Raw genomic sequence first — 17,959 nt, forward strand, 5'->3', positions numbered from 1 at the left:
CACCCGTAAAATAGGCGTACATCCTACCTGCTCTTACGAGCGCTGGCAGCTTATTGCACGTCATTGCGACTCACACCCGACTCAACGGACGCATTACGCAAGGTGTGGAAGAAGGGCTCGAGGAACCCTTCCACATATCGCGTGCCTACGGCCGAGAGATGGTTGTCATCGGTATACAGCGACTGGCCATCGCGTTCGACCCGACACCAGCCATTCGTCTCGCACAGCTTGGGCGCGGGGTCCATGACCTGCACACCGGGGTCGGCCGCGGCGATGCGCGCAAAAACACTGCTGATATAGGCCTGGCGTTCGACGTGCTCGGCCAGGGGCAAGCCTTCGCGGTCGGTCGGGCGCCCCAGCATCGCCAGGCGGCTGAGCCGGTAAGGCACGTTGAATGCCTGCAGCGGCACCTCCTTGACCAACCACACCCTGTGCCCGCTGGCGCGCAGTTGCTGCACCAGCGCACTCACACCCTCGGCAAACAGTCGTTCAGCGACGGCGCGGTCGTACTTGCCCGTTTGCGGGTCATGAAGGGAAGCGCCGGTGTCGCCGGAGCGCTGGCCATATACGTAAAGGCTCCAGCGGGCTACCAGCACCACATCACTGAACTGTTCCGCGCTCAACAACTGGGTGACACGCTCGTTGAACGCCCGGCAGCCTGGGGTGTTTTCTTTGCGGTCGAACGGCAGGCAACCGGCGTAACCGGCCTGGGTGATACCGAAGTCGTACTTGCGCGAGCCGTCGTTCAACGCTGGAATGAGTGCCGAGGCATGGCTGTCGCCCCAGACCAATGCGCGGGTAGCACTCGCCTGCGGGCCAAAATGGCAAAGTTTGCGGTGTGGGTCTTTCTTGTCATCCGACAGGCAGCTCATGAGCGTAGGGCTCCAGGTATGCGCCTGGGCAAATTGCAACGCCTGGGCTGACAACCGCGACGCAAACCCATCCGACCACACCAGGCCTTTGCCGATCAGGCCCAGGCCAGCGAGGCCGACAACGCCTGCGATCAGGATCGACCGGCGACCGGCCAGCAAACGCCGCTCACGAAACGGTCCCTCGACGAACCGCCAGGACGCGTAACCCAGCATCAGGCTCAAGACGAACAGACCCGCCAGCGCCCAGGACGACAGGCCAAAAATACTCGCGTACTTGCCAAACACCAGCACCGGCCAGTGCCACAGGTACCACGAATAGGAAATCAGCCCAATGCCGACCAGCACGCGACTGCCCAGCAAGCGCCCTACCCAGGTGGTGTGTTGGCCGTTAGCCCAAATCAGCCCGACCACACCCAGTACCGGCAACAAGGCCGCAGCGCCAGGGAACGCGGTGCTGGCGTCGTAACCAAACACAGCTACCAGAATCAGGCCCAGGCTGAACAGACTGACAGCTTGCGCCAACAGGGGACTTGTCCGCTGGGCCCGCGCCGGCATCACCGCCAGCATGGACCCGGCCAACAATTCCCACGCACGCATAGGCAGCAGGAAGAAGGCTTTGTCCGGCTCATGGGCCACGGCCCACACGCTCGCCGCAAACGACACCAGCATCAATACAAACAAGGCGCTGCGCCATTGCTTCAGGCGGCTCGACAACAGCGCGAGCAAGAGTGGGAAGGCGATGTAGAACTGCTCTTCAACCGACAGCGACCACGTGTGCAACATCGGCTTCATATCGGAGGCTGTATCGAAGTAGCCGTCCTGACGCATGAAGAACAGATTGGAGATGAAAATAACCTGATTGTGTATCGAGCGCCCAAGCTCTGAGTAATCTTTGGGCGCCATCAGGAACCAGCCGGCCACCAACGAGATGAACATCATCACAAGCAACGCAGGCAGGATACGCCGCGCTCGTCGCGCCCAGAAATCGACAAAGCTGAAACGCCCGGCCTCACGTTCGCGCCAGATGATCGAGGTAATCAGGAAGCCTGAAATCACGAAGAACACATCAACGCCGACAAAACCGCCAGTAATACCAGGAACGCCAAAATGGAACAGCACGACAGCGAGGACAGCAATGGCGCGCAGGCCATCAATGTCTCTTCGGTAAGCAAGAGCGGTCATATATCGTAGATCAGCCTGATTCGAATGGAGATGAGCGTAGCCTCGCTCAGCCTTTTTGTTTCTTAACTGACACTAATGCCGCACAAATATCTCTTTTCCGATGCAAAAAAAAATGGCGCCCCGAAGGGCGCCATTTTTTGGACCTGAAACGTCGTATTACTTACGCTTCATCGACAGGAAGAACTCGTCGTTAGTCTTGGTGGTTTTCAACTTGTCGATCAGGAACTCGATGGCGGCTACTTCGTCCATCGGGTGCAGCAGCTTGCGCAGGATCCACATGCGCTGCAGTTCGTCATCGGCAGTCAGCAACTCTTCACGGCGGGTGCCGGAGCGGTTGATGTTGATCGCAGGGAACACACGCTTTTCAGCGATACGACGGTCCAGAGGCAGTTCCATGTTGCCGGTACCCTTGAACTCTTCGTAGATCACTTCGTCCATTTTCGAACCGGTTTCAACCAGTGCGGTGGCGATAATGGTCAGCGAGCCGCCTTCTTCGATGTTGCGCGCAGCGCCGAAGAAACGCTTTGGTTTCTCCAGGGCGTGGGCATCGACACCACCGGTGAGTACCTTGCCGGAGCTTGGGATCACGGTGTTGTAGGCACGCGCCAGACGGGTGATGGAGTCGAGCAGGATCACCACGTCTTTCTTGTGTTCGACCAGGCGCTTGGCCTTCTCGATCACCATTTCGGCAACCTGCACGTGGCGGGTTGGCGGCTCATCGAACGTCGAGGCAACCACTTCGCCGCGCACGGTGCGCTGCATTTCGGTCACTTCTTCCGGGCGCTCATCGATCAGCAATACGATCAGGTGAACTTCCGGGTTGTTGCGCGCGATGTTCGCTGCAATGTTCTGCAGCATGATGGTCTTACCGGCTTTCGGCGGTGCAACGATCAGGCCGCGCTGGCCTTTGCCGATCGGGGCGCACAGGTCGATGACACGACCGGTCAAGTCTTCGGTGGAGCCGTTACCGGCTTCCATCTTCATGCGCACAGTCGGGAACAGCGGCGTCAGGTTCTCGAAGAGAATCTTGTTCTTCGCGTTCTCAGGACGATCGAAGTTGATCGTGTCGACCTTGAGCAGGGCGAAATAACGCTCGCCTTCCTTCGGAGGACGGATCTTGCCGACGATGGTGTCACCGGTGCGCAAGTTGAAGCGACGGATCTGGCTCGGCGAGACGTAGATATCGTCTGGGCCGGCAAGATAGGAAGCGTCTGCAGAGCGGAGGAAGCCGAAGCCGTCCTGGAGAATCTCCAGCACGCCATCACCGGAGATTTCCTCGCCGCTTTTCGCGTGCTTTTTGAGCAGGGAGAAAATCACGTCCTGCTTGCGCGAACGGGCCATATTTTCTATGCCCATTTCTTCGGCCAATTGGAGCAGGTCGGTAATCGGCTTTTGCTTGAGTTCAGTCAGATTCATATAGGAATGACGTAATCATTTATGGAGGGGGGAAATTAAGCTTTTGGCTTAATGAGGCCGCGCCGCAGAGAAGGCGACAGGATCGCGTACTAATCGAAAAGGAATGCGTCGGCGACGGCTTGCAGGGGGCAGTGGAGAAACCAGTGCGGGGCCGAATGTACCACCTGAATTTCGGAGCGTCTAGCCCTGTTTCACGAAAAAGCCCCGCTATTTTGCGGGGCTTTTTTGACGACGCTTAGATGTTCGCGTCGAGGAAAGCTTGCAGCTGGGACTTCGACAGCGCGCCCACTTTAGTGGCTTCGACGTTGCCGTTCTTGAACAGCATCAGGGTCGGGATACCACGCACGCCGTGCTTGGCCGGGGTTTCCTGGTTGTCGTCGATGTTCAGCTTGGCAATGGTCAGCTTGCCTTCGTAGGTGGTCGCAATATCGTCCAGAACAGGGGCGATCATTTTGCAAGGGCCACACCATTCAGCCCAGTAGTCAACCAGTACCGGGCCTTGAGCCTTGAGTACTTCGGCCTCAAAGGTCGCGTCGGTGACGTGCTTGATAAGATCGTTGCTCATGGATGTCTCCGGATTGTAAGCAAAAAAAACGTGGCCCATCATAGCCGCCCTTCCCCCGTTCAGGAAGCCGCCTCTGATTGAGTCTTGCTATGGCATCGCATGAGTTTGGGTATAGCTCACTCACGGCGTCACGGGCGTCACGAAGGCGATGCCGGTGCGCAATGCCGCATTGCGCACGTGCTCCTGCATGGTTTTCTGCGCCGCCGCACTGGCGCGCCGGGCCAGGGCACGCAGGATCTTGCGGTGCTCTTGCCAGGTCTCCATGGCCCGTTCCGGCCGGATGAACGGTAGCTTCTGGCTCTCCAGGAACACCTCGGCACTGGCACTCAGGATGCTCACCATCGCCTGGTTACCGCTGGCCAGCAAGATCCGTTGATGGAACTCGAAGTCCAGTCGGGCAGCGGCTTCGAAGTCGCCGGCCTTGAGCACTTTGCGCATGGCCTCGACATTGTCCTGCAGGCTGTCCAGCTCATCGAGGCTCAACGTCACCGCCGCCAACCCCGCGGCGAACCCTTCCAGGGCATAGCGCAACTGGAAGATATCCAAGGGCGTAGCCTGCGCGGCGAAGGGCCAGGCAAACCCCGGCGCCTCTTGCACCTCTTGCACAAACACACCTTTACCCGGCTGCACACTCACCACGCCCAAGGCACTTAACGACGACAACGCCTCGCGCAACGACGCCCGGCTCACGCCCAGTTGCACCGCCAAGTCGCGCTGGGACGGCAACGCGTCACCCGCTGCAAAGCCCTGTTCCTTGATCAGTTTGCGGATGGCCTGCAGGGCCGCTTCCGGTACGGCTTGGGCGATGGAATTCATAAAAAACTCAAGGTTGCAGTCAACGGAGCGGCTAGTTGTAAAGCTATTCGCAGCCGGCGGCAAGCCACGCCCCAAAGGGGCTCGCGAGGTTTTGTCAGCGCTCGAAAAAGGTGCGAAAAACCTGCGCACTGTTCAGACCAGTAAGACCACCAGAACTCAACAAATCCCAGCGTTCCAAGCCATTGGTGCCGTGATGGCATGGGCCGTGCAATAGCTCGAAACAGAACATTCCCGCGCCCTTTCCCGGAGAGTTGCCATGACCAAGCGCTTCAGCGCCCTGCTCACTGCCCTGTTTGCCAGCCTGATGCTGAGCCAGGCACCCGCCCATGCCAACGGTCTGGACGATATCGTCGCCCGTGGCACCCTCAAGGTTGCCGTGCCCCAGGACTTCCCGCCGTTCGGCTCGGTTGGCCCGGACATGAAACCCCGCGGCCTGGACATCGACACCGCCAAGCTGCTGGCCGACCAGCTCAAGGTCAAGCTGGAACTGACCCCGGTCAACAGCACCAACCGTATTCCTTTCCTCACTACCGGCAAGGTCGACCTGGTGATTTCCAGCCTGGGCAAGAACGCCGAGCGCGAAAAGGTCATCGACTTCTCCAAAGCCTACGCGCCGTTCTACCTGGCCGTGTTCGGCCCACCTGATGCGGCCATCCACACCACCGATGACCTCAAGGGCAAGACCATCAGCGTGACGCGCGGCGCCATTGAAGACATCGAGCTGACCGCCGTCGCGCCCAAGGAAGCCACGATCAAGCGCTTCGAAGACAACAACTCAACCATCGCCGCCTACCTGGCCGGCCAGGTCGACCTGATCGCCAGCGGCAACGTGGTGATGGTGGCCATCAGTGAGCGCAGCAACAAACGCGGGCTGGAGCTGAAAGTGAAACTCAAGGATTCGCCGGTGTACGTGGGCGTGAACAAAAACGAGCCGGCCCTGCTGGAGAAGGTCAACCAGATCCTGGTCGCGGCCAAGGCCGATGGCAGCCTGGAAAAGAACGCGATGCAGTGGCTTAAAGAGCCGCTGCCTGCCGATCTGTGAGGCGGAGCTGATTCATGGCGTATCAATTTGACTTTGTGCCGGTGCTGGCCAATACCGACCTGCTGTTGCGCGGCGCGCTGTTCACCCTTGAGCTGACAGCTATCGGCGCGATCCTCGGGGTGGCCTTGGGCACCGTCGGCGCTGTGGTGCGGGCCTGGAAGATCCAGCCGTTTTCCTGGATCTTCGGGGTGTATGTCGAGTTGATCCGCAACACGCCGTTTCTGGTGCAGTTGTTCTTCATCTTCTTCGGCCTGCCGTCCCTGGGGTTGAAAATCACCGAGTGGCAAGCTGCCGTATTGGCGATGGTGATTAACCTGGGGGCGTACTCCACCGAGATCATCCGTGCAGGCATCCAGGCAGTCCCAAGCGGCCAACTGGAGGCCGCTGCGGCATTGGCGATGACGCGTTTCGAGGCGTTCCGCCATGTGGTGCTGCTGCCGGCACTCGGCAAGGTGTGGCCGGCCCTGAGCAGCCAGATCATCATCGTGATGCTCGGCTCGGCGGTGTGCTCGCAGATCGCCACCGAAGAACTGAGCTTTGCCGCCAACTTTATCCAGTCACGCAACTTCCGCGCGTTTGAAACCTACGCACTGACCACGCTGGTGTACCTGTGCATGGCCTTGATGATTCGCCAGTTGCTCAACTGGATAGGCCGCAGGTTCGTGATGAGGAACAGCCGATGAGTGATTTCTCTTTCTGGGACATCGTGCGCAACCTCGCCACCGGCTTGCAATGGACCTTACTGCTGTCGCTGGTGGCGTTTGTCGGCGGCGGCGTTATCGGTTTGCTGGTGATGACGATGCGCATCAGCCGCAAAGCCTTCCCGCGCAATGTCGCGCGCACCTACATCGAGTTGTTCCAGGGCACGCCGCTGTTGATGCAGCTGTTCCTGGTGTTTTTCGGCATCGCGCTGCTGGGTGTGGATATCTCGCCCTGGCTGGCGGCGGCGATTGCCTTGACCCTGTTTACCAGTGCTTACCTGGCCGAGATCTGGCGCGGCTGCGTCGAGTCGATTGCCCACGGGCAATGGGAAGCCTCGGCCAGCCTGGCGCTTAACCCGCTTGAACAACTGCGCTACGTGATCCTGCCGCAAGCCCTGCGCATTGCCGTGGCGCCCACCGTGGGCTTCTCGGTGCAGGTGGTCAAAGGCACCGCCGTGACCTCGATCATCGGCTTTACCGAACTGACCAAAACCGGCGGCATGCTCGCCAACGCTACTTTCGAGCCCTTTATGGTCTACGGCCTGGTGGCGCTCGGTTACTTCCTGCTCTGCTACCCCTTGTCCCTCAGTGCGCGCTACCTGGAAAGGAGACTGCATGCCTCTGCTTAGAATTTCCGCCCTGCATAAGTATTACGGCGATCACCATGTACTCAAAGGCATCGACCTGACCGTTGAAGAAGGTCAGGTGGTGGCGATCATCGGCCGCAGCGGCTCGGGCAAGTCCACCTTGCTGCGCACTCTCAACGGCCTGGAGTCGATCAACGACGGCGTGATTGAAGTCGATGGCGAATACCTCGACGCCGCTCGCGCTGACCTGCGCAGCTTGCGGCAGAAAGTCGGCATGGTGTTCCAGCAGTTCAACCTGTTCCCACACCTGACCGTGGGCGAGAACGTCATGCTCGCGCCACAAGTGGTGCAGAAAGTGCCCAAGGCGAAGGCCGCCCAGCTTGCCCGGCAGATGCTGGAACGGGTCGGGCTGGGGGAAAAGTTCGACGCCTTCCCTGATCGCCTGTCCGGTGGCCAGCAACAACGGGTAGCCATTGCCCGCGCGCTGGCCATGTCACCCAAGGTGCTGCTGTGCGATGAAATCACCTCGGCGCTGGACCCGGAGTTGGTCAATGAAGTGCTCAGCGTGGTGCGCCAACTGGCCAAAGACGGCATGACCCTGATCATGGTGACCCACGAAATGCGCTTTGCCCGGGAAGTCGGGGACAAGCTGGTGTTCATGCACCAGGGCAAGGTGCATGAAGTGGGCGATCCCAAAACCTTGTTCGCTAACCCAAAGACGCCGGAGTTCGCTAATTTCATCGGTTCGGTGGAGCAGCCGGGTTGATCGATTAGCCGCCGGGCAACCACTCAAAGTGCCCCTGGCCTTCAAAGACGGTCTCGTGTCGCACTGAAAAGGCATCGGGTGGCAGGTAAGTGTCGATCTCTACCAGCGCTGAAAAGCGTGTGCCGGTCAGCGGCAGACCACTGGCTTTGGCGATCAATACGTGGCCGGGCAATAAAAGCCCCGAAGTAGACATGTCTGTTGATTGCGCCGAGTTAAGTTCGACGGCGCGACCATCGACCTGGGCATGCCTGAGGGCCAGGGTGAAGCTACCCTGGCGGCCGAATCGAAAGCCCTGCGTCCCTGCAGGAACGCCCGTAAAGCGCATGGCTACAGCCCCGGGCTGGGCGCACACGACGCTCAATTGCAGCGTTCGCCGGCCCAAAATGATGGGCTGGTTTCTGATTCCCTCGTCCAGCAGTTCCGTGCGTCTAAGCACGCCGTAATCGACCCTCGGCTGGCTGAGGGAAAGGCGGCAGTCATTCGCCGAAGCATCCGGGGCCGCTATCGCGAGCATGAACAACAACAAGCTAACGCCCAGGCACAGTCGACGCAGGGTGTGTTGCACTGATTCATTGTGCACGACAGACCGCCGAAGCCGTTTCATAGAGCTTGTCCTCTAGGGATTGCGACTCAAGGGTCAGATGCAGCAGGCACGCGCGGGTAGAGCCCGGCGGCGAAACGCTGAGGATTTGCCCGTCATCCATGTTGTTCAAAAAGATCAGGCCCTCACCCACCACATTGGTCAGGTAGGTGTTGTCCGGACCAAACACGGCAGAACCCTGGGGCAGAGGTGCACCTTGCTCATCGCGCACCTCAAGCAATACCCGACGCACATTCACCACCTGGAAATCCACGGTATTGAATGATCCGCGCCCGACGGCGAGGATTTTGGTGCCGTTCTTGAGATCGACCCGCTTGGGCAAGGACTGGGTCTGCACCTCAAGGTGGCTGGTGGTATAGGCCGGCAAGCCGGGAATCACCGCATGCCCACGGTAATCGGTCCATACCGGGCCTTGTGGGGTCGACACCTTGGCCGCTGACACTTCGCCCACCGAAAGCACACCAAAGGTGTCCTGCACTGCGTAGGGGGAAAAGGTCAGGCCGCGCTCGTGAGCCACCACGGCACCCTGCAGTTGCCCGCTGTAGCTGGTGCTCGTGGGCGTGCGGTTCACGCCCAGGCCCACACGGGTATAGCGCGGCAACACGTCCACATTCGCGCGCACCGCTTGCTGGCGCTCCTGCAGGTCCCGCTCAACCCCCACTTCGTAGTTCACATATTCATTGACCCGCTCGGACAACGCCGTGCCCATATCGGCGCGGCCATTGCGGCGATTGGCGTAGGACGTCAGGCGGCGATTCTCACCAAAGGGCACCGTGACCTGCAGGCGCAAGGACAGCCCTTCTGGCGATAACTCTTCACGCGTACCACGTTCACGGCTTGCGACCTTGCGCCGCCGCGAGACGCCCACCTGCGAGTCGGCGATCAACGCTATATCCACCTGTCTGAAACCCTTGTTCCACGAGGCAAATACATGCTCGGCAAGCTGGCCATCAAACTGCGTACTGCGCGTGTAGCTGAGCGAAAAGGCCCCCAGGGTCGGCTCAGACCAACTGAGCCCCGCCGTGTATTGATTCTGGAAACGCGTTTGCAGATCGTCTTTTGCCAAGCGCCGGCCCGCTTCAAGGACATCGCGATAGCCTTGGCTTTGGGTCGTCGCACTGAGGCTCATCTCAACACCCGCCACCAACGGGCTGCTCAGGGATACGGCACTGCGGCTGCCGTTCACACCCGCCTCACCATCGCGCGAGATGTTTTGCCGGGCACTGACGGTAACCCGCTGGAAAAACACACTGCTCAAAGTGCCGCCGGCCGACTGGTACCTATCTGTACTCAATAAACCGAACCCCAGGGAGGACTGCCGGCCAAGCCCCCAGGTGCCGCTGCCCATGACGACAGTTGGCGCCTCCCTGCCCCCGCTCAGTTGTTCGCGTACCTTGCCAAGGGCGAAGTCAAAGCCTGGGGTTACGGCAATAGCCGTACCAAAGGAAGCCGCCGGCACCACGAAACTGCGTGTGCCGCCCCGCGTGCCGATAACGCTGACTTCCAGGTCACTGGTGCCATTGAGCAAAGGCAAACCTGTCAGGCTGAACGGCCCCTCGGGTACTAATGTGGTATGAATCAGCGCGCCGGACTGGCGCACCTCCACACGCGCCTGGCTGTGGGCCAAACCCTCCACCACCACACCATGATTGGCGCCGGCGCGGGAGACACCATCAGGAAACAGCTGTAACCCCGATAGCTGAATCCCACCGAACACCGGGCTTCGGGTAGAGATCTGGCCCACCTGGAAAGTTGACTGCAACGCCGCGATATCACGCTGGGCGTAGGCCTGCACATGCTCGCTGCTGCTTTTGCCGTTATCAGAGATATAGAACTGCCGGCTGCGAACCACCCAATTACCCAGGTTGAATCCCGCCTCGGTATAAGCCGAGACGAACCGGCTGGGACCACTGCCCGACTGGGTCTGAAACCCGAGCACATCGTAGTTGAACAACGCCGCCGCGCCGCCCTCGGAAAAACTTCCCACTTCCCATTCAGGATCACGCAAGGATTGGGTAGGCACAACCAGCACCACTTCTTCGCTGCCCGGCTGCAACCTGACGATGGTCGCGGGGAACTCACCGATGAAATCGTGACAGGCCTGATCGGCCGAGATGCCCGATTGCACGATCGCCGAGGGCACTTTAAGGCCAGCTTTTTCCAGCAAACCCTGGGTAAAACACAACTGCCCCTGATAATCGAAACGAGCCTCGACCAGCCCCAGGGAATTCCCGTTGACCCGCAGCCCCACTACTTGCATACCCTCACGAAACCGCGCCGCACTGCGAAAGTAGTCGGAGACCTTCGGGTCGATGCCATAACTGGCCAAGAGCGTCAGATCAAAGCCCTCGCCCAACTCGTCTGCCAAAGCAAAACCGGGGGCACCCCACAAGAATGCCAGACCCATGAAAAGCACAGGGCGGCGGCCCGTCACGCCATTCATCGAACGCTTAACTCTCATGACCCAGCACATTTGCCTGGTAGTCATCGACAGCAAACCCAAAGGTCGTGGCCGGCTGCAGCACCACCGAGGACACTTCGGCCACAGGCCCTTCGGTAGTGAGCGTCAACACCTCACCCGGCAAGATATAAGTGCGGGGCAACAAGCCGGTTTTTTTCAGCGGATTAAGCTGCACTTCCAATCCCATGCGCACCACATAGGCACTGTCGTTATGCACGCTCAAGCGATCCCCCAGGCGCTTCCACTTGAGCAGTTCCCAAGGTGCCTGGTGCCGGGGCAAACCTGCCGGGTGCAGGATCAGCGGCAAGTTCTGACGCAGGGTGATACCAATGGTCGCACCACCGGGCTCACGCGCCTGGGGAATCCCCTCAAAGGAAACGCGCTTCAAACGCTGAGTCTTGAGCGGCGTCTTCAGCGTGCTGATAAACCGCACCAGTTGCGTTTCCCCTGGCTCCACGCGAGCAATGGGCGGCGTGACAATCAACAGGGTTTCAAGATCCTCGGGCACATTTTCTATGACGGAGTGAAGTAACGCGGGGGTCGGGTCGGTATTCTTGATGTTAATCGTGGCTTCGCCATTCTCTTCATACAGAATGACAACCGTTGTTTCAGGCAACATACCGTCGGCGTGGGCTACGCCATACAGCAGCAAAGCCATAGAATACGATATGAAAAAAATTATTTTTGAAAGACCGCTCACCGAGTTCTCCCTGGAACCTTTACAAACAAATGAACACTTGTCATTGCACAGCCAAATGAAAACAGTCGATAACTAATAAGAGGCCCCCTGACTGCCTCCGCCTCGCTATCGACTGTTACTCAAACGTTTAGATGTAATTCAGAACCAGCGTCGCGTGACCATCCAGTACCACATTACCGGTGAGGTTCAGGTCACTCGCGCGATTGATCACAGCTTTGACGGCAATAACACCGGAGAGCTGGGAGATCGCCGCTGGCGCATAGGTTGCGCCGTTACGCCAGGAGTGCTGGCTGGGTGCCTGTGTCACCTTGCCATCGCTGGCTTGCCAGGCGGCCGAGGTGCTCGAGCGTACGATCGGCGAAAGCGCCACACCGCTGGACGTCAGGTTCCTGAGGGTGACCGAATAGCCGCCGGTGCGCCTGCCGCCAGGCGCACCCAAGCCATAGTTCTGGGCCTCGGTATAGCCTGCGCCCAATATGCCAGCGACTTTACTGGCGGCCCGCAAGTCAGTCACGGTCAGGCCAAACCTGGCCGGCGTTTGACCACAATTGACGACCAGCGCGGTCGAGCGCTCCTCACGTGGGTTGAAATTTGTCTGGGACAATTCGGCAGCGCGAATCGTGCCATAGTCAATAACACCGCCGGCGGTCACGCTGATATTGCAGGCCGCCGGGGTGATGGTGCCCTTGACGATCAGGTTGCCGCTCGGGTTGGTTGTTGCAGAGGCGCCTACACTGGCGACCAGGCACGCAATTCCCACGGCCAAACCAAATACTTTTTTCATGTTTTACCCGTCATTAGAAGTTAACAGGTATTACTTATTAAAGGCTGAAAAGCTCCGCTTCTCAAACACGACATTCCTTGACATAAAAGGCCACAAACAAATAACACCACGGCATCATTGCCGACGGGCAGTCTCGCTTGTTAGCGACCTGAAAAAGAATAGGAGAGCACGCCAAGTGTTGTCTGAATGCAATAAAAACGTCGTCACCGTTTTCTACTGCATAAGTAATCATAACTAAGAATTTGAACAGAACAATTACGAACCTCTGTAAGGAAAGTCCCGAGAGGCTTTTTATAAGCATGAATTCAACATATCTTCCCTAGACTAAAGTTTATTCGCCAGAGCAAAGGAGAATCGCCCTACATCCCAAATAGGCATTGCCTCCTGCACCGACAGGAAGATTCCCGAAGCACAACGCGTTGGCGCCAGCGGTCGATCGTGGCACGATGGTCGGGTTATCGACCGAGACCCCCAAACCATGCCGCAATCCCAAGCCAAGAATCTGTCCCTGATCGCCGCCATCGACCTGGGCTCCAACAGCTTTCACATGGTCGTGGCCAAGGCCCAGAACGGCGAAATCCGCATCCTTGAGCGGCTCGGCGAGAAGGTTCAACTGGCTGCCGGCATCGACGACCAGCGCCAGCTCAATGAAGAATCAATGCAGCGTGGCCTCGACTGCCTCAAACGTTTTGCCCAACTGATCAACGGCATGCCATTGGGCGCCGTGCGAATTGTCGGCACCAACGCCCTGCGTGAGGCGCGTAACCGTGTCGAATTCATCCGCCGCGCCGAAGAAATTCTCGGGCACCCGGTAGAAGTGATCTCCGGCCGCGAAGAAGCGCGCCTGATCTACCTCGGCGTGTCCCACACCCTGGCCGACACGCCCGGCAAGCGCCTGGTGGCGGATATCGGCGGCGGCAGCACCGAGTTCATCATCGGGCAAAGGTTCGAGCCGCTGCTGCGCGAGAGCCTGCAAATGGGCTGCGTGAGCTTTACCCAGCGCTACTTCAAGGACGGCAAGATCACCCCGGCCCGCTACGCCCAGGCCTACACGGCGGCGCGGCTGGAGATCATGAGCATCGAGCACGCACTGCACCGCCTGACCTGGGATGAAGCCATCGGCTCCTCCGGCACCATCCGCGCCATCGGCCTGGCCCTGAAAGCCGGCGGCCATGGCACCGGTGAAGTTAACGCCGAAGGCCTGGCCTGGCTCAAGCGCAAACTGTTCAAGCTGGGCGATGCCGAGAAAATCGACTTCGACGGCATCAAGCCCGACCGTCGCACCATCTTCCCGGCCGGCCTTGCGATTCTTGAAGCGATTTTTGACGCCCTCGAGCTGCAACGCATGGACCACTGCGACGGCGCCCTGCGCGAAGGCGTGCTGTATGACCTGCTGGGCCGCCATCACCACGAAGACGTGCGTGAGCGCACCCTCACCTCGTTGATGGAGCGTTATCACGTCGACCTGGAACAAGCGGCCCGTGTGGAACGCAAAGCCCTGCACGCCTTTGACCAGGTGGCCGAGGACTGGGACCTGGAAGACGGCGTCTGGCGCGAGCTGCTGGGCTGGGCGGCCAAGGTGCATGAAGTGGGCCTGGACATCGCCCACTACCATTACCACAAGCACGGCGCCTACCTGATCGAGCACTCGGACCTCGCCGGTTTCTCCCGCGAAGACCAACAGATGCTCGCCCTACTGGTGCGTGGCCATCGCCGCAACATTCCCAAGGACAAGTTTGCCGAATTCGGCGACGAAGGCATCAAGCTGATCCGCCTGTGCGTATTGCTGCGCTTTGCGATCCTGTTCCACCACATCCGTGGCACCCAGGAAATGCCTCAAGTCACCCTGCGCGCCCATGGCGACAGCCTGGACGTGGTGTTCCCCAAAGGCTGGCTGGATGAAAACCAGCTGACCCAGGCGGACTTTGCCCAGGAAGCGGAGTGGTTGACGCGGGTTGGGTTCGCGCTGAACCTGCGCTAAAGAACACTGCAAAAACACCTGTGGGGGCAGGCTTGCTGTGGCGAGCTAGCTTGTTGTGGCGAGCGGGCTTGCCCCGCGTTGGGCTGCGAAGCGGCCCCAATAAAAACGCCGCATTCTGTCTGACAGAATGCGGCGTTTGGTTTTAGGGCCGCTTCGCAGCCCAACGCGGGGCAAGCCCGCTCGCCACACAGGCCACTCCCACATTTTTAGAGCATGTCGGGTTTTAGTTCACCGACAAAATCGGGCTGCCCAACTTCTCCAGCAACGTCGCCTGCGCACTGCGCGGGTTCTGGTTGCCGGTCGGCGTGTTGCGCACGTAGCGCCCGTCCGATTGCAGGCTCCAGCTGTGGGTGTTGTCGGTGAGGTAGCTTTCCAGCTCCTTCTTGACCCGCATGATCAGCTTCTTGCCTTCCACTGGGAAGCAGGTCTCCACACGCTTGTCGAGGTTGCGTTCCATCCAGTCGGCACTGGAGAGGAACATCTGCTCTTCGCCGCCGTTGAGGAAGTAGAACACCCGCGTGTGCTCCAGGAAGCGGCCGATGATCGAGCGCACATGGATGTTATGTGACACACCCACAATGCCCGGGCGCAGGCAGCACATGCCACGCACCACCAAGTCGATGCGCACCCCGGACTGGCTGGCCTTGTACAACGCGCGGATGATCTTCGGATCGGTCAGCGAGTTGAACTTGGCGATGATGTGCGCCGGCTTGCCGTCGAGGGCGAACTGGGTTTCGCGGGCAATCATGTCGAGCATGCCCTTCTTGAGCGTGAACGGCGCGTGCAGCAGCTTCTTCATGCGCAAGGTCTTGCCCATGCCGATCAACTGGCTGAACAACTTGCCGACGTCTTCACACAAGGCGTCGTCAGAAGTGAGCAAGCTGTAGTCGGTGTAGAGCTTGGCGTTGCCGGCATGGTAGTTACCGGTGCCCAAGTGGGCGTAACGCACGATTTCACCGGCTTCGCGACGCAGGATCAGCATCATCTTGGCGTGGGTCTTGAAGCCGACCACGCCGTAGATCACCACCGCACCGGCCGCTTGCAGGCGGCTGGCCAGTTGCAGGTTCGACTCTTCGTCAAACCGCGCACGCAGCTCGATCACCGCCGTGACTTCCTTGCCGTTACGCGCGGCGTCGACCAACGCATCGACGATTTCCGAGTTGGCGCCGGAGCGATACAAGGTCTGGCGCACAGCCAACACATGCGGGTCTTTGGCGGCCTGGCGCAGCAGGTCGACCACTGGCGTGAACGACTCGAAAGGGTGCAGCAGCAGAATGTCCTGCTTGCTCACCACGCTGAAAATATTCTCGCTGTTTTGCAGCAATTTCGGAATCTGCGGCGTGAACGGCGTGTATTGCAGTTCCGGGTGGCTGTCCAGACCGGTGATGCTGAACAGACGCGTCAGGTTCACCGGGCCATTGACCTGGTACAGCTCGGACTCGGCCAGGTTGAACTGCTTGAGCAAGTAGTCCGACAGGTGTTTGGGGCAGGTGTCGGCCACTTCCAGGCGCACTGCGTCGCCGTAACGCCGCGAGAACAGCTCGCCGCGCAAGGCGCGGGCCAAGTCTTCGACGTCTTCGGAGTCCAGCGCCAGGTCGGCGTTACGGGTCAGGCGGAACTGGTAGCAGCCCTTGACCTTCATGCCCTGGAACAGGTCATCGGCATGCGCGTGGATCATCGACGAGAGGAATACATAGTTATCGCCAGCGCCCCCCACTTCTTCCGGTACCTTGATGATCCGTGGCAACAGACGCGGGGCCGGAATGATCGCCAGACCCGAATCACGACCGAAGGCGTCGATGCCTTCCAGCTCGACGATAAAGTTGAGGCTCTTGTTCACCAGCAAAGGGAACGGGTGCGTCGGGTCGAGGCCGATCGGGGTGATGATCGGTGAAATCTCGTCACGGAAGTAACGGCGCACCCAGGTCTTGATCTTGGTGGTCCAGTGGCGGCGACGGATGAAGCGGACCTGATGTTTTTCCAGTTCCGGCAACAGGATGTCGTTGAGGATCGCGTATTGGCGGTCCACATGGCCGTGCACCAGCTCGCTGATGCGTGCCAGGGCCTGATGCGGCTGCAGGCCGTCGGCACCGGCTTGTTCGCGGGCAAAGGTGATTTGCTTTTTGAGGCCGGCAACGCGGATCTCGAAGAACTCGTCCAGGTTGCTGGAGAAGATCAGCAGGAATTTCAGCCGCTCCAGCAGTGGGTAGGACTCATCCAGCGCCTGCTCCAGCACGCGGATGTTGAATTGCAGTTGTGACAGCTCACGGTGGATGTACAGGCTGCTGTCATCCAGGTTGGTCACCGCCGCTACCGGGGCCGGCGCGGGTGCTTCAGCCACCACAGCAGGCGCAGCCGGCTCCAGCTCCGGTGGGGTTTCGGCGATTTGTTCAACCACCGGGTGAGCGTCTTTTACAGCCACTTCGGAGAGTCCTTCGGTATTCATCGAGTGTTCCTGTGAGGGCTATTGTTGCTCTCTAAGCAATTGGGCAGCGCGGGCGGCGAAGTAGGTCAGAATGCCATCAGCACCCGCACGTTTAAAGGCAGTCAGGGATTCGAGGATCACCCCTTCACTCAACCAACCATTCTGGATCGCGGCCATGTGCATGGCGTATTCACCGCTGACCTGATAGACAAAGGTCGGCACCTTGAATTCCTCTTTGACCCGATAAAGGATGTCCAGGTACGGCATCCCGGGCTTGACCATCACCATATCGGCGCCTTCGGCGAGGTCGGCCGCCACTTCGTGCAGGGCTTCATGGCTGTTGGCCGGGTCCATCTGGTACGAGGCCTTGTTGGCCTTGCCCAGGTTCAACGCCGAGCCCACTGCATCACGGAACGGGCCGTAATAGGCGCTGGCGTACTTGGCCGAGTAAGCCATGATGCGCACGTTGACGTGGCCGGCCAGTTCCAGGGCTTCGCGGATCGCCTGGATGCGGCCGTCCATCATGTCCGACGGTGCCACCACCTGGGCGCCTGCAGCGGCATGGGACAAGGCCTGCTTGACCAGCGCATCAACGGTGATGTCGTTCTGAACATAGCCGCCTTCGTCGAGAATGCCATCCTGGCCGTGGGTGGTGAACGGGTCCAGCGCCACGTCGGTGATTACGCCCAGTTCCGGGAAACGCGCACGCAAGGCTCGGGTAGCACGCTGGGCGATGCCTTCCGGGTTCCAGGCTTCGGCGGCGTCGAGGGACTTGAGCTCAGCCGGTGTCACCGGGAACAGTGCCAATGCCGGAATCCCCAGTTCAACCCAACCGGCTGCTTCTTCAAGCAGCAAATCAATGGTCAAGCGCTCCACGCCCGGCATCGACGCCACAGCTTCCCGACGATTTTCGCCGTCCAGCACGAACACCGGCAGGATAAGATCATTCGTCGTCAGTACGTTTTCACGTACAAGGCGGCGCGAAAAATCATCACGGCGATTGCGGCGCAGACGGGTGGCGGGGAACAGGCGATTGGCAGGGGTAAAGCTCACGACAGAC

At 59.7% G+C, this 17,959-nt stretch carries 15 protein-coding genes; 5 read left to right on the forward strand and 10 right to left on the reverse strand.

What is annotated here, in order from left to right; translation table 11 throughout:
• Positions 1–50: 50 nt before the first annotated feature.
• The 4 genes from P5706_RS31650 to P5706_RS31665 all read right to left on the reverse strand — a co-directional run bounded on the left by P5706_RS31650 (position 51) and on the right by P5706_RS31665 (position 4,851).
• On the reverse strand, positions 51–2,054 hold the full coding sequence (locus tag P5706_RS31650; protein ID WP_285684363.1) for an acyltransferase family protein: 2,004 nt from the start codon (positions 2,052–2,054) through the stop codon (positions 51–53).
• A gap of 156 nt (positions 2,055–2,210) precedes the next feature.
• Positions 2,211–3,470, reverse strand: coding sequence for a transcription termination factor Rho (gene rho / locus P5706_RS31655; RefSeq protein WP_003176825.1), 1,260 nt, complete (start codon positions 3,468–3,470; stop codon positions 2,211–2,213).
• A 235-nt stretch (positions 3,471–3,705) separates the two neighbouring features.
• The gene (gene trxA / locus P5706_RS31660; RefSeq protein ID WP_003213989.1) at positions 3,706–4,035 is read right to left on the reverse strand and encodes a thioredoxin TrxA; all 330 of its coding nucleotides are present in this window, start codon (positions 4,033–4,035) and stop codon (positions 3,706–3,708) included.
• Positions 4,036–4,155: 120 nt separating this feature from the next.
• Entirely contained in the window at positions 4,156–4,851 is a 696-nt protein-coding gene (locus P5706_RS31665) for a FadR/GntR family transcriptional regulator (RefSeq protein WP_200433081.1), read from the reverse strand.
• A gap of 256 nt (positions 4,852–5,107) precedes the next feature.
• On the opposite strand from P5706_RS31665, the gene P5706_RS31670 reads away from it, so the two are divergent.
• Genes P5706_RS31670 through P5706_RS31685 form a run of 4 tightly spaced genes read left to right on the forward strand, consistent with a single transcriptional unit; the run spans position 5,108 to position 7,947 of the window.
• Positions 5,108–5,893 carry a transporter substrate-binding domain-containing protein gene (locus tag P5706_RS31670; protein WP_200433082.1) on the forward strand — a complete coding sequence of 262 codons (786 nt, stop codon included), beginning with the start codon at positions 5,108–5,110 and terminating at the stop codon, positions 5,891–5,893.
• Positions 5,894–5,907: 14 nt separating this feature from the next.
• Positions 5,908–6,576 (forward strand): amino acid ABC transporter permease, encoded by a 669-nt coding sequence (locus P5706_RS31675; protein WP_200433083.1) that lies wholly within the window; start codon positions 5,908–5,910, stop codon positions 6,574–6,576.
• Complete coding sequence (locus P5706_RS31680) at positions 6,573–7,223, forward strand: amino acid ABC transporter permease (RefSeq protein ID WP_138813366.1); 651 nt, start codon at positions 6,573–6,575, stop codon at positions 7,221–7,223. The genes P5706_RS31675 and P5706_RS31680 overlap by 4 nt, the downstream gene beginning before the upstream one ends.
• Complete coding sequence (locus P5706_RS31685) at positions 7,210–7,947, forward strand: amino acid ABC transporter ATP-binding protein (RefSeq protein WP_017135248.1); 738 nt, start codon at positions 7,210–7,212, stop codon at positions 7,945–7,947. Before P5706_RS31680 ends, P5706_RS31685 begins: the two co-directional genes overlap by 14 nt.
• A 4-nt stretch (positions 7,948–7,951) precedes the next feature.
• Here P5706_RS31685 and P5706_RS31690 read toward each other — a convergent pair whose 3' ends face one another.
• From P5706_RS31690 to P5706_RS31705, 4 genes are all read right to left on the reverse strand, one after another.
• On the reverse strand, positions 7,952–8,551 hold the full coding sequence (locus P5706_RS31690; protein WP_285684370.1) for a DUF1120 domain-containing protein: 600 nt from the start codon (positions 8,549–8,551) through the stop codon (positions 7,952–7,954).
• Positions 8,517–11,009 carry a fimbria/pilus outer membrane usher protein gene (locus P5706_RS31695; protein WP_285684372.1) on the reverse strand — a complete coding sequence of 831 codons (2,493 nt, stop codon included), beginning with the start codon at positions 11,007–11,009 and terminating at the stop codon, positions 8,517–8,519. The genes P5706_RS31690 and P5706_RS31695 overlap by 35 nt, the downstream gene beginning before the upstream one ends.
• Complete coding sequence (locus tag P5706_RS31700; RefSeq protein ID WP_502945536.1) at positions 10,999–11,709, reverse strand: fimbria/pilus chaperone family protein; 711 nt, start codon at positions 11,707–11,709, stop codon at positions 10,999–11,001. The genes P5706_RS31695 and P5706_RS31700 overlap by 11 nt, the downstream gene beginning before the upstream one ends.
• A gap of 127 nt (positions 11,710–11,836) precedes the next feature.
• Complete coding sequence (locus tag P5706_RS31705) at positions 11,837–12,493, reverse strand: DUF1120 domain-containing protein (RefSeq protein ID WP_200433086.1); 657 nt, start codon at positions 12,491–12,493, stop codon at positions 11,837–11,839.
• A 478-nt stretch (positions 12,494–12,971) separates the two neighbouring features.
• Here P5706_RS31705 and ppx point away from each other — a divergent pair, with 478 nt between their 5' ends.
• Entirely contained in the window at positions 12,972–14,474 is a 1,503-nt protein-coding gene (gene ppx, locus P5706_RS31710; protein WP_017135243.1) for an exopolyphosphatase, read from the forward strand.
• A 223-nt stretch (positions 14,475–14,697) separates the two neighbouring features.
• Here ppx and ppk1 read toward each other — a convergent pair whose 3' ends face one another.
• Positions 14,698–16,920 carry a polyphosphate kinase 1 gene (gene ppk1 / locus P5706_RS31715; RefSeq protein ID WP_056860775.1) on the reverse strand — a complete coding sequence of 741 codons (2,223 nt, stop codon included), beginning with the start codon at positions 16,918–16,920 and terminating at the stop codon, positions 14,698–14,700.
• A gap of 18 nt (positions 16,921–16,938) precedes the next feature.
• The gene (hemB, locus tag P5706_RS31720; protein ID WP_285684379.1) at positions 16,939–17,952 is read right to left on the reverse strand and encodes a porphobilinogen synthase; all 1,014 of its coding nucleotides are present in this window, start codon (positions 17,950–17,952) and stop codon (positions 16,939–16,941) included.
• Positions 17,953–17,959 lie beyond the last annotated feature (7 nt).

The organism is Pseudomonas sp. ChxA (genome assembly GCF_030263855.1).
Classification (GTDB): Bacteria; Pseudomonadota; Gammaproteobacteria; order Pseudomonadales; family Pseudomonadaceae; genus Aquipseudomonas; species Aquipseudomonas fluorescens_CB.